We start from the raw sequence: 11,937 nt of genomic DNA on the forward strand, positions 1-11,937 counted from the left end.
GCCGCCTCGTCGGCGGTACGGCTGCGGGGCACACGCCGGGCGCCGGTGCCGTTGCGGGCACGGCGGCCGGGACGTCCGGACGCGGAGGAGCCGTCGGAACCGGAAGAGCCGGCGGGGCCGTCGGCCGGGTCACCGGTGCCGGGCGTGGAGCGGTCGGCCGAACCGCCGGTGCCGGCGGGGCCGTTGGCGTCACCGTCTTCGTTTCCGTTCCCGTCACGGTGGCCGTTCAGCACCGTGCCCGGCTCCGGCAGCCGGTCCAGGCCGCCGCCCGTGCCGAGCGCCTGCCGCATCCGGTGCAGCAGGCCCAGCAGCACCTCGTCCCCTGCGCGTACCTCGTCCTGGGCGCCGCGGCGCATCCGGGCGAGCTGTTCCTCGGCGGCGGCGAAGCGGCCGGTGTCGAAGAGGCGGCCGAGCAGCTTCGCGCGGTCCTCCGCGCTCGCGCGCAGAAAGCGGGCGAAGTCGCCCTGCGGCAGCAGCACGACCTGGCAGAACTGGTCCCGGTTCATGCCCGTGAGCTGTGCGATCTCCTCGCCGATCTCCTGGTGGGAGCGGCTCACCCCGCGCCACTCCCCTGCGCCGTGGTCCCACTCGCGCAGCCATGTCTGGGCACGTTCCCGTGTGCTGCCGCTGCCCCGCCGCTTGGGGCGGCTCTGTTCGGGACGGCGGGTGATCTCCAAGCGCCGCCCTGCGACGGTGAGTTCGAGCACGACCTCGGTCAGGGTGCCGGGCGCCGCGTGGTCGCTGCGCAGGGTGCCGCCGGGCTGCTGACGTGCGCCGGGGACCGCGCCGTAGAGGGCGAAGCACACGGCGTCGAGGACGGAGGTCTTGCCCGCGCCCGTCTGGCCGTGGAGCAGGAAGAGCCCGGCGGCGGAGAGGGTGTCGAAGTCGACGTGCTGGGTGCCGGCGAAGGGCCCGAAGGCGGTGACGGTCAGACCGTGCAGCCTCATCGGCGCACCTCCGCCGCGCCGGACGCACCGGCTGCACGGTCACCCGGGGCCGGCGGGGAGTCCCGGACCGCCGCTTGGTCGTCGTACCCGTCGTGCCTGCGCGCGCCCGCCTCCGCCGCGTCCTCGGCACGTGCCGCCTCCAGTGCCTCGCCGAGCATGCGGCGCTCGGCGCTGTCGGCGGCCCGTCCCGTACGGACATGGCCCACGAAGTCCTCCGCGATCTCCTGGTCGCTGCGGCCCTTCAGCCGCCGTGCGTACGAGAGTCGGACGCCCTCGCGTTCCGGCGCCGCGGGTTCGAAGACGAGGCTGACGATGTGCGGGAAGCGTTCGGACAGCCGGGCCATCGGTGCGTACGGCCGGGCGGCGTCGGTCAGCGTGGCCTCGACCCACGCCTGCTCGTGCGGAGCGTGGACCGCGTCCTGCAACAGCTCCTCCAGGGTGCCGCGCAGCCGGGCGAGGGGCCGTGGGACGGGGCAGTCGAGGCGCCGCGCCGCGACGCCGCCGTCCGCGCCGAGGTCGACGAGCCACATGGACTTGCGGTGCGCGGCCTCGGAGAAGGAGTAGGCGAGCGGCGAACCCGAGTACCGCACACGCTCGTTGACCGTCTGACAGCCGTGCAGATGCCCGAGTGCCGCGTAGTCGGCGCCGTCGAAGACCGACGCCGGTACGGACGCCACTCCCCCGACGGTGATGTCGCGTTCGCTGTCCGAGGACTCGCCGCCGTGCACGAAGGCGTGCGCGAGCACCACGGAACGGGTGGTGGACGGGCGCTCCGCGAGATCGGCCCGTACGCGGTCCATCGCGGCCCGCAGCACGTCCGTATGGCCCGCCGCACGGGCGCCGCCGCCGGTGCCGCGATCGGCCCGCCCAGCCTCCGGCACGGCGCCCAACTGCGCGGAGACCAGGGCCGGTTCGAGATACGGCAGCCCGTAGCAGGCGACCTCGCCGTGCGCGTCGGAGAGCAGCACCGGGGTGCCGCAGCCCTCCGGGTCCGTACGCAGATGCACCCCGGCGTGTTCCATCAGGCCCGAGCCGACGCCCAGGCGACGGGCCGAGTCGTGGTTGCCGGAGATCATGACGGTGGGCACGCCCTGCTCCGCGAGCCGGTGCAGGGCCTCGTCGAAGAGTTCGACGGCCGCCAGCGGGGGCACCGCGCGGTCGTAGACGTCGCCCGCGACGAGAACGGCCTCGACTCCCTCCTCCTCGACGGTGTCCAGCAGATGGCGGAGGAAGTCCCGCTGGGCGTCGAGCATGCTGACGCGGTGGAAGCTCCGGCCCAGATGCCAGTCCGACGTGTGCAGCAATCTCACAGCACCGCTCCCACCCGCACGCGCGCTCCCGGTCGTCTCTCGTCCCGTCCGTCGGGCCCGTCACACCACCGTCGTATCCGGCGTCATGTCCCGGCCCTCTGATCACCGACTGGTCTATCAGCAGGCGCTGACAACGCGGGAATCGGCCCGCCGGGCGCGTACACGCACAACCGCGCCAGCGGGGGCGGCGGATGACGGCCCGTCGGCGTCGGTCCGCCCGAACGGGGCCTCGGGCGGGGGCGGTTGAGGGCCCTCGGGGACGCGGAGCCTGGCTGGAGCAGTCGCCACCGGGCCCTACGAGGACCGCACGCCCAACCGCCGGGATCCAGCGGGGAATTCAGCCGGGATCGGCAGGGGTTCAGTCGGCGGCGGGCCGCAGTCGCAGCCCCTGCATGCCGCCGTCGACGGGGAGTTCGATGCCCGTCGTGGCACCGGCCGCGGGACCGGCCAGATAGCAGACGGCCGCGGCGACCTCCTCCGCGGAGACCAGCCGGCCCGTCGGCTGCCGCGCCTCCAGCGCGGCACGCTCGGCCGCCGGATCGGGTGCGGCGGCCAGCAGCCTGCCGATCCAGGGGGTGTCGGCCGTTCCCGGGCTGACGCAGTTGACGCGGATGCCCTCGCGGATATGGTCGGCGGCCATCGCACGGGTGAGGGCGAGCACGGCGCCCTTGCTGGCGGAGTAGAGGGCACGCTGCGGAAGTCCGCATGTCGCCGCCACGGAACAGGTGTTGACGACGGCGACGCCCCGGTTGCGGGGTGCGGCACCGGGCGCCGCGGCGTCGCCCGTCCCGTCTCCGGCGGCGGACTCTTCCGGTTCGGCGGCCGTACGGCGCAGCAGCGGGAGCGCCGCGGCGGAGACGCGGGCCATGCCCGTCACGTTCACGTCCAGGACGCGGTGCCACTCCTCGTCGCCGTTGTCCTCGACGGTGCCCTGGGCGCCTATGCCGGCGTTGTTGACCAGGACGTCCAGCCGTCCGAAGCGCTCCTCGACGCCGCGCAGCGCGGCGTTCACCGACTCCCGGTCGGTCACGTCGCAGGGCAGGCCCTCGATGCCGTCCGGCAGTCCGCCGAGCGCGGCGGCGGAGACGTCCAGGACGCACACCCGCGCGCCCCTGCGGGCCAGTTCGCGCGCCACCGCCAGTCCGATGCCGGAGGCGCCTCCGGTCACCACGGCGGTCCGGCCGCCGAACTCGCCCTCGGAGGTCGTCACTTGCTGAGCCATGGCCGCCCTGCCGTCCGTCGTACGTGTGCCTGCCGGGCCCGCCGCGGGGCGCCGCGCCGCACTCCGAACCCGGAGGCCGGGCCGGGGTGCGGGAGCGGCACGCCCGCGGCGGTGCGCTCAGGAGAGCGTAAGGGCAGGCGCGTACATGTCCATCCATACGACCAGGTCGAGGGTGCGCTCCAGCCCCTGCCGGCGTCCCGGGTCGATGCCCTCGCTGCCGGCCTCGACCGCCTGCCGCAGCCAGTCGCGGCTGACGAGTTCGAAGACGGGGTGCGAGGGCGTGGCCAGCACGTCCGCCGCGGCCTTCTGCACGGCGGCGACGTAACCGGGGTCCTGCGTCGAGGGGTACGGGCTCTTGACGCGGTCGTAGACCGAGGTCGGCAGCACGTCCGCGGTGGCCTCGCGCAGCAGGCTCTTCTCCCTGCCGTCGAAGGACTTCAGGCTCCACGGAGTGTTGTAGACGTACTCCACGAGCCGGTGGTCGCAGAACGGGACGCGTACCTCCAGGCCGACGGCCATGCTCGCGCGGTCCTTGCGGTCCAGCAGTACGCGGACGAAGCGGGTGAGGTGGAGGTGGCAGATCTTGCGCATGCGGAACTCGAAGTCGCTCTCCCCCTCCAGGCGTTGGATGCCGGAGACGGCGGCGTCGTAGCCGTCCTGGGTGTAAGTCTCCAGGTCGAGGGCCTTGCGGGCCTCGTCGGTGAAGAAGTCGCCGTGCTTGCCCCGCATCTCCCGCAGCCCCACCAGCCAGGGGAACTCGTCGGACTGCTGCGCCCTCGGGTCGAAGAACTGCTTGTAGCCGCCGAAGACTTCGTCGGCCGACTCCCCGGACAGCGCCACCGTCGACTGCCCGCGTATCGCCTTGAACAGCAGATACAGGGAGGTGTCGAGGTCGCCGAAGCCCATCGGCAGGTCGCGGGCGCGCACCATCTTCGAGCGCAGCTCCATGTCGGCGAGTTCGCCGGAGCCGAGGACGATGTCCTCGTGGCGGGTCTGCGCGGTGCGGGCGACGTCGTGCACGAACGGCCCGTCCGGGGTGTCGCGGAGGGCGTCGGCGACGAAGTTCTCGGTGTGGCCGACGAAGTCGACCGCGAAGCTGCGCACGCTCTGCCCCTCGGCCGCCAACTGCTGTGCGGCGAGCCCGGTCAGGGCGGAGGAGTCGAGGCCGCCGGAGAGCAGTGTGCAGCGCGGTACGTCGGCGACGAGCTGACGGCCGACGATGTCGTCGAGCAGCTCCCGTACGCGGGCGACGGTGGCGTCCTTGTCGTCCGTGTGCGGCCTGGTCTCCAGCGACCAGTAGCGCGTGGTGCGGACCCCGCCGTGGCCGACCGTCACGACGGTGCCGGGCTCGACCTCGCGCATGCCGTCCCAGATCGCGTGCCCGGGCGTCTTGATGAACGTGAACAGCTCGCGCAGTCCGTCGGCACCGACGCGGCGGCGGGCGAGCGGGTTGGCGAGGATCGCCTTGGGCTCGGAGCCGAAGAGCACGCCGTCGTCGGTCGGGTAGTAGTAGAGCGGCTTGATGCCCATGCGGTCGCGGATCAGGACGAGTTTGCGCTCGCGCTCGTCCCAGATCGCGAACGCGTACATGCCGTTGAGGCGTTCGGCGACCGCCTCGCCCCACTCGAGGTAACCGTGCAGGACGACTTCGGTGTCGGAGGCGGTGGTGAACCGATGGCCGCGGGTGCGCAGTTCGGCGCGCAGCTCCTCGTAGTTGTAGGACTCCCCCGAGTACACCAGGGCCGCCGTGCAGCCCGAGGACGCCTCGGCGCTCATGGGCTGGCGCCCGCCGGGGAGGTCGATGACGGCGAGCCGCCGGTGTCCCAGGGCGGCGGGGCCCGCGATCCAGGTGCCGCTGTCGTCGGGGCCGCGGCAGGCCATGGTCTCCGTCATCGCCTCGACGGTCTCGCGCTCACGCGTCAGGTCGCGGTCGAACGAGACCCAGCCGGCGATTCCGCACATGCTTACTCCCCACTCCGGGCCGGCGACGCTGCCGACCCGGACCAAACAGTTGTATTGGGCAACTACCTCCGCCAGGGTCAGCCCTTTCCGTCGCCTGGGTCAACTTGACGGCCCGCTGGACAGTGCGTTTCCGGCCGCGGGGGCCAACCGGCGTGATCAGCACGGGAGTCGGCGGGGGCGCGCGGCGACGGGGCCGGGGGCCGGCGGTGAGTGGCGCGAACGGGCGGCGCGTGGTGGTTACGGGCAGGGCGGGTACGAGCGGGGCGCGAACGGGCAGGGCGGGTACGGACGGTGGGGACGAACGGCGGGAACCGGCGCCGGACGCGCGGGCGTTCAGCCGCCCCGGGAACGTGCCCCGGTGCCAGTGCCGGCGCCGGCGCTCGAATCCGTACCGGCACCGGAATCGGCATCCGACCCGGAGTCGCCGCCCGGCCCGCCGTCCCCGCCCGTCGTCCTGCCGACCGCCAGATCGCGTGGTCTGCCGCGCTGATAGAGCAGCACCGTGACGAGGAGCCCTGCCGCGAAGAACCCCGTGGCGCACCAGTAGGCCACGGCGTAACTGTGCACGTTCGCCCGCGCGACCAGATCCGGGGTGCGCGGATGCGTCCGCACATAGTCCGTGACGGCGTGCGCCGCCACCGTGTTGAACAGCGCGGTGCCGACCGAACCGCCCACCTGCTGCATCGTGTTGACGGTCGCCGAGGCCACACCCTGGTCCCGCTTGACGACGCCCAGCGTGGCCAGGCTGATCGCCGACGGCATCACCAGACCCAGCCCCACGCCCATCACCAGCAGCGGGGGCAGTACGTGCGGGGCGTAACTGCTGTGCAGATTCAGCCCGGTGAGCCAGATGAGCCCGGCCGCCGCGAGTCCCATCCCGGACGGCACGACCGGCTTCGGGCCGATCCTGGGGATCAGTACGTTCGTGGAGAGCTGGGCCGTCACCATCAGCGCTCCGATCATCGGCAGGAACGCCAGACCGGTCTTCACGGGGGTGTAGTCGAGCGTGCGTTGCAAGTAGTACGTGAGGAAGAGGAAGACCCCGAACATGCCGGCGCCCGCGATGAAGACGCTGAAGAAGGACGCGGCGCGGTTGCGGTCCCGTACGACGCGTGGCGGCAGCAGCGGGTTGTCCGTACGTGCCTCGTGGGCGACGAAGCCTGCGAGCAGGACGCCGCTGACGATCAGCGCGCCCCAGCACCGCCAGTCGCCCCAGTTCTCGGTGTCGGCGCTGGAGAAGCCGTAGACCAGGCAGAACAGCCCGCCGGCCACCAGGAACGTCCCGGGCAGGTCCAGACGCGGGCGCTTGGTCGGGCGGTGCGGCGGCAGGATCGCCATGCCGCAGATCACGGCGATGACGGCGATGACGATGTTGACGTACAGCGTCCAGCGCCAGCTCAGATGCTCCGTGAGCACACCGCCGAGCAGCAGCCCGACGGCGCCGCCCGAGCCCGCGATGGCGCCGAAGATGCCGAACGCGCGGGAACGCGCGCGGGGTTGGGTGAAGGTCGTCGTCAGCAGGGAGAGCGCGGAGGGGGCGAGCAGCGCCCCGAACATGCCCTGGAACGCACGGGCCGCCACGAGTGCCTTGAAGCTGCCCGCCGCCCCGCCGAGGGCGGAGGCGACGCCGAAGCCGAGCAGTCCGATCACGAACGTACGGCGGCGGCCGATCAGGTCGGCCAGCCGGCCGCCGAGCAGCAGCAGACTGCCGAAGGCCAGGGTGTAGGCGGTGATGACCCACTGGCGGCCGTCGTTGGAGAAGCCCAGGTCCCGCTGGGCGGAGGGCAGGGCGATGTTCACGATCGTGGCGTCGAGGACGACCATGAGCTGCGCCAGTCCGATGACCGTCAACGCGATCCAGGGATGCGGCGTGTGCTCCTCTCCGCCCTGGCCGCCGTCTCCTGCCGTACCGGAGGAGGACGGCCCGGAGGGTTCGTCCGGAGACGAGGGACCGGAGGACGACGACGGGCCGGAGGGAGGGGGACCGTCCGGGCTGGAGGGCATCGGCGGACCTCCCGGCTCCACGCGGCTGGCGGCGGACGACAGATGACGGTGGCGGCTGACGGCTGACGGCTGACGGCTGACGGCTGACGGCTGACGGCTGACGAGTATCGGATGACAAAATCTGAAATCTGTCATCTGACCTCTGCCGGCCCCATCGACCCCTGCCCAACCAGGAGCCCCGTCCCTTCGTCACGTTATGTGCGGATTCCGATGCCCGCAAAAGATCGGCCGACCCTCGGCCCTGGCCACCCGGCCCCCGCGTCAGAGGTCGCCGGCCCCGTCATCGACCCTCGTCCCGGTGTGCCGGTGTGCCGCCGGTGTGCCGTCAGCCCTCGACGTAGTCCTCGTCGCCGACCGTCAGCCCGGCCGTGCCCGCGGTGCTCTCCGCGAGCCAGGCCCGGAAGCCGTCGATCTCCCCTTCGGGCAGCCCGAGTTCGATGGTCACCTGTGCCCCGTACGTCACCCCGCGCACCGAACGGCCGCCCGAGCGCAGGTCGTTCTCCAGCCTGCCCGCCCGCTGGTGGTCGGCGGTGACGGTCACCAGCCGGTAGCGCCGCCGTACGCGGGTGCCCACCGCGTCCAGCGCCTGCCCCACCGCGCCGCCGTACGCGCGGATCAGCCCGCCCGCCCCGAGCTTCGTACCGCCGAAGTAGCGCGTGACGACGGCGACCGCGCAGCGGATCTCGCGGCGCAGCAGCATCTGGAGCATGGGCAGACCGGCGGTGCCGCCGGGCTCCCCGTCGTCGTCCGACTTCTGTACGGCGGCGTCCGCGCCGATGACGTACGCCGAGCAGTTGTGGGTCGCGCCCGGGTGCCGTGCGCGGATCCGCGCGATGAACGCCCGGGCCTCCTCCTCGGTGGCCGCGGGAGCCAGAGCGCACACGAAGCGCGAGCGGCTGACCTCGGTCTCGTGCTCGCCCTCCCCGGCGACGGTGACGTACTGCTCCGGCATACCGGCACCCTACGCGGGCGCCCGCGGCCACCGTCACGGCCGTCCCTCATGATCACGGCGCCACCGCGGCGGAGCCGGAATGTGCGGCCCCGCGCCGCGCGTTGAGACCTGCATGAACAGGTACAAGGACAGGAACAAGGGCAGCGGCGCAGACACGGGCGGGGACGCGGAGTCCGGGACGGTCCGCAGGATCCTGACGGAGTCGGGCGACACCTGGGCGGTGGTGGGCCTGTCCTCGAACCGGTCGCGTGCGGCGTACGGCGTCGCGCAGGTTCTCCAGCGCTTCGGCAAGCGCGTCGTCCCGGTGCATCCCACGGCGGAGACGGTCCACGGCGAGCAGGGCTACGCACGCCTCGCCGACATCCCCTTCCCCGTCGACGTCGTGGACGTCTTCGTCAACTCCGAACTGGCCGGCGCCGTCGCCGACGAGGCCGTGACGGCCGGAGCGAAGGCGGTGTGGTTCCAGCTCGGAGTGGTCGACGAGCAGGCGTACGAGCGCACGCGGGCGGCAGGGCTGGAGATGGTCATGGACCGCTGTCCGGCGATCGAGATCCCGAAACTGGGATGAGCCGCACCCCGGGCCGCCGCTACGGTGCCTCGTCATGATCAGGACGCGCTGGGCGGTCCCCGACGACGCGCCCGAACTCGTCAGGCTGCGGCGGCTGATGTTCCTCGGCATGCACGGACGGGACGAGCCGGGCCCCTGGGAGCGCGACGCCGAGGCGACGGTCCGCCGCATGCTGCTGCGCCCCCGGGACGCGGACGGCGGCGGCATGGGCGCGTTCGTCGTGGACGGCGACGGGCCGGGTCCGCCGCATCTGGCGGCCTGCGCGGTGGGCACCGCCGAGGAGCGGCTGCCCGCACCGGGGCATCCCTCCGGACGCTTCGGGTTCGTCTTCAACGTGTGCACGGACGAGCGGTACCGGGGACGCGGCCTGGCCCGTGCGACGACGGAGGCCCTGCTGGAGTGGTTCGCCGCGCGGGGCGTGACGCGGGTCGATCTGCACGCGAGCGCGGACGCCGAGCGTCTCTACCGCTCGATGGGCTTCGCCGAGCACTCGATCGCGCTCTCCCTCGACCTCTCGCGCCGCGGCTGACAGCGCGCCCGGCGGGCACCGGCCGTACGAAGCCGACGCGTCCGTACGCCCAGGAGCCGCCGTACGGACGGGAGTCGACGTTCGTACAGGAGTCGACGTCCGTACGGAGCGCGGGGCCACGCACGGCCCCGCCCGTACAGCTCAGGCGCCCAGCCCCTCCAGCACGACCGCGCCCGGCAGTCCGGCCAGCGCCTTGCCGGGGACGATGAGCTTGCCGCGGCGCCGTCCGCTGCCGATGAGCGCCCACGGCAGTTCGGCGGCGGCCGCGTCGACCAGGACGGGCCAGCCCTCCGGGAGACCGATCGGCGTGATGCCGCCGTACTCCATGCCGGTCTCCTCGACGGCGGTCTCCGTCGGCGCGAACGAGGCCTTGCGCGCGCCGAGTTGCCTGCGCACGACGCCGTTCACGTCGAGCCGCGCCGCGGAGGGCACGAGGCACGCGGCGAGGGTGCGCTCGCCGCCCCGCTTGGCCGCGACGACGACGCAGTTGACGGAGGCGGCGTACAGCTCGTCGCGGGCGTCGCCCCCGTAGTGCTCGACGAAGACGGCCGTGTCCGCCTTGGCGGGATCGGTGTCGACGTACAGGAGCTGGTCGGCGGGGACCGCGCCCGTCCAGGCACGGATCGCCTCGGCCGCCGGGCCGGCGAAGTCGGCGGCCTGTGCGGCGGGGACGGCCGAGTCGAAGTCTCCGATGGGTGCGCGCATGCGCCGCACGCTACACCGGCGCGGACAGCGCACGGCAGCGGCCCGTAACGCCCCGGCGACCGCAGGTCAGCGGGGTGCGGGCACGGAGACGGCCATGGTCATCTCGACCGGTTCGCCGCCGTCGTTGCGGTAGCCGTGCGCCACGTTGGCCTCGAAGGACGCGGAGGTCCCCGCGGGCACCTCGTGGTCCGCGCCGTCGACGCTGAGGGTCAGCCGTCCCTCGCGTACGTGCACCAGCTCGGTGGTGCCCGCGGGGTGCGCGTCGGAGCTGCTGCCGTCGCCGGGCATCAGCCGCCACGACCACAGCTCCAGCGGACCGGGCGCCTCCGCTCCGGCGAGCAGCGTGCTGTGGCTGCCGGCCTCGGTGGACCACAGCCGCACGGCCTGCTCGGGCGGTACGACGCGGACCTTCGGCTCCTGGTCGAAGTCGAGCAGGGTCGTGATGCTCACGCCGAGGGCGTCGCCGACCTTGACGACCGTGCCCACGCTGGGGTTCGTACGTCCCTGCTCGATCTGGATGAGCATGCCCCGGCTCACGCCCGCGCGGGCGGCGAGGGCGTCGAGGGTGTAGCCGCGTTCCTGGCGGTGGCGCTTGAGGTTGCGGGCCAGGGACTGCGTGAGGTGGTCGAGGTCCGTCACGGGCTCCGTGCACCGTCCAATATTTTGAATTGCAGCGTTCATCACGCTTAACTACGGTGAGCTGTACCTGTTCGTTCACGTCACTGTACTGCGGGGTGCTTCGATGACCGCTGCCATGGCCCTGGTCACCAGCCTGATGTGGGGCTTCGCCGACTTCGGGGGCGGGCTGCTCACGCGGCGCATGCCGGCCCTGACCGTCGTCGTGGTCTCGCAGACGCTGGCGGCTGCGGTGCTCGGCGCGATCGTCGTCGCGACCGGCGGATGGAGCGCGTGGGGCGGGCAGTTGTGGTTCGCGGCGGCGGCCGGACTCGTCGGGCCGGTGGCGATGCTCGCCTTCTACAAGGCGCTCGCGCAGGGCCCGATGGGCGTGGTCTCGCCGCTGGCCTCCCTCGCCGTCGTCGTCCCGGTGGGCGCCGGCCTGGCCCTGGGCGAACGTCCCGGCTGGGTCCAGGCCGCGGGCATCACGGTCGCGGTGGCGGGCGTCGTGCTCGCGGGCGGCCCCGAGCTGCGCGGCGCCCCGGTGCAGCGGCAGACGATCGCCCTCACGCTCGTCTCGGCGCTCGGCTTCGGCGCGGTGATGGCGCTGATCGAGCACGCGGAGACAGGCACCATGGCGGGCCTCTTCCTCGCACTGTTCGTGCAGCGCGTGTGCAACGTCGCGGTGGGCGGCGCCGCCCTGTACGTCCAGGTGCGGCGCGGGACTCCGGCGCTGCCGCCGGACACGGGGATGCGCGCCCTCGTCGCGGCGCTGCCCGCGCTGGCCTTCGTCGGTCTCGCGGACGTCGCGGCCAACGGCACGTACATGCTGGCGACGCGGTACGGACCGGTGACCACAGCCGCGGTGCTCGCCTCGCTCTACCCCGTCGTCACCGCGCTCGCGGCGCGCGGGGTGCTGCACGAGCGGCTGCGCGCGGTGCAGACGGCCGGGGCGGGGCTGGCGCTGATCGGCACGGTGCTGCTGGCCTCGACCTGAACGCCGGGCCGGGGCGGCGATCCGTCCGTCCGTACGGGCCCTACTCCCCCTCCGCCGCGGCCAGTTCGGACGCCGCGCGGAGCTGGGCGGGCGTCACACCGTCCGGTACGGGCTCGGGCGCCGGGG

General features: G+C 73.2%; 11 protein-coding genes. 3 read left to right on the plus strand and 8 right to left on the minus strand.

Annotated elements, in window-relative coordinates; genetic code table 11:
• The 6 genes from AN218_RS04210 to AN218_RS04235 all read right to left on the minus strand — a co-directional run.
• Positions 1 to 947, minus strand: a 947-nt coding sequence (locus AN218_RS04210) for an AAA family ATPase (protein ID WP_141747453.1), incomplete at its 3' end; no start/stop codon positions are given.
• Positions 944 to 2,257, minus strand: a complete 1,314-nt coding sequence (locus tag AN218_RS04215) for an exonuclease SbcCD subunit D (protein ID WP_079131802.1) — start codon at positions 2,255 to 2,257, stop codon at positions 944 to 946. The genes AN218_RS04210 and AN218_RS04215, both read right to left, overlap by 4 nt.
• 358 nt (positions 2,258 to 2,615) lie before the next feature.
• Positions 2,616 to 3,479 carry an SDR family NAD(P)-dependent oxidoreductase gene (locus AN218_RS04220; RefSeq protein ID WP_070015263.1) on the minus strand — a complete coding sequence of 288 codons (864 nt, stop codon included), beginning with the start codon at positions 3,477 to 3,479 and terminating at the stop codon, positions 2,616 to 2,618.
• Positions 3,480 to 3,596: 117 nt separating this feature from the next.
• Complete coding sequence (gene asnB, locus AN218_RS04225) at positions 3,597 to 5,441, minus strand: asparagine synthase (glutamine-hydrolyzing) (RefSeq protein ID WP_070015264.1); 1,845 nt, start codon at positions 5,439 to 5,441, stop codon at positions 3,597 to 3,599.
• Positions 5,442 to 5,774: 333 nt separating this feature from the next.
• Positions 5,775 to 7,445, minus strand: a complete 1,671-nt coding sequence (locus AN218_RS04230; RefSeq protein ID WP_079131803.1) for an MFS transporter — start codon at positions 7,443 to 7,445, stop codon at positions 5,775 to 5,777.
• 325 nt (positions 7,446 to 7,770) lie between these two features.
• Positions 7,771 to 8,397 carry a YigZ family protein gene (locus AN218_RS04235; protein ID WP_070015265.1) on the minus strand — a complete coding sequence of 209 codons (627 nt, stop codon included), beginning with the start codon at positions 8,395 to 8,397 and terminating at the stop codon, positions 7,771 to 7,773.
• A gap of 112 nt (positions 8,398 to 8,509) precedes the next feature.
• On the opposite strand from AN218_RS04235, the gene AN218_RS04240 reads away from it, so the two are divergent.
• Both AN218_RS04240 and AN218_RS04245 read left to right on the plus strand, forming a co-directional pair.
• Complete coding sequence (locus AN218_RS04240) at positions 8,510 to 8,965, plus strand: CoA-binding protein (RefSeq protein ID WP_070015266.1); 456 nt, start codon at positions 8,510 to 8,512, stop codon at positions 8,963 to 8,965.
• Between the two features lie 34 nt (positions 8,966 to 8,999).
• Positions 9,000 to 9,494, plus strand: coding sequence for a GNAT family N-acetyltransferase (locus AN218_RS04245; RefSeq protein WP_070015267.1), 495 nt, complete (start codon positions 9,000 to 9,002; stop codon positions 9,492 to 9,494).
• A gap of 141 nt (positions 9,495 to 9,635) precedes the next feature.
• Here the strand turns inward: AN218_RS04245 and AN218_RS04250 are convergent, their stop codons facing one another.
• A complete protein-coding gene (locus tag AN218_RS04250; protein WP_070015268.1) occupies positions 9,636 to 10,199 on the minus strand; it encodes a YbaK/EbsC family protein in 564 nt (187 codons plus the stop codon).
• Between the two features lie 66 nt (positions 10,200 to 10,265).
• Positions 10,266 to 10,838 carry a helix-turn-helix domain-containing protein gene (locus AN218_RS04255; RefSeq protein ID WP_070015269.1) on the minus strand — a complete coding sequence of 191 codons (573 nt, stop codon included), beginning with the start codon at positions 10,836 to 10,838 and terminating at the stop codon, positions 10,266 to 10,268.
• 103 nt (positions 10,839 to 10,941) lie between these two features.
• Here AN218_RS04255 and AN218_RS04260 point away from each other — a divergent pair, with 103 nt between their 5' ends.
• Positions 10,942 to 11,811 carry a DMT family transporter gene (locus AN218_RS04260; protein WP_070015270.1) on the plus strand — a complete coding sequence of 290 codons (870 nt, stop codon included), beginning with the start codon at positions 10,942 to 10,944 and terminating at the stop codon, positions 11,809 to 11,811.
• Positions 11,812 to 11,937: the final 126 nt, after the last annotated feature.

The organism is Streptomyces nanshensis (assembly GCF_001751255.1).
GTDB lineage: Bacteria > Actinomycetota > Actinomycetes > Streptomycetales > Streptomycetaceae > Streptomyces > Streptomyces nanshensis_A.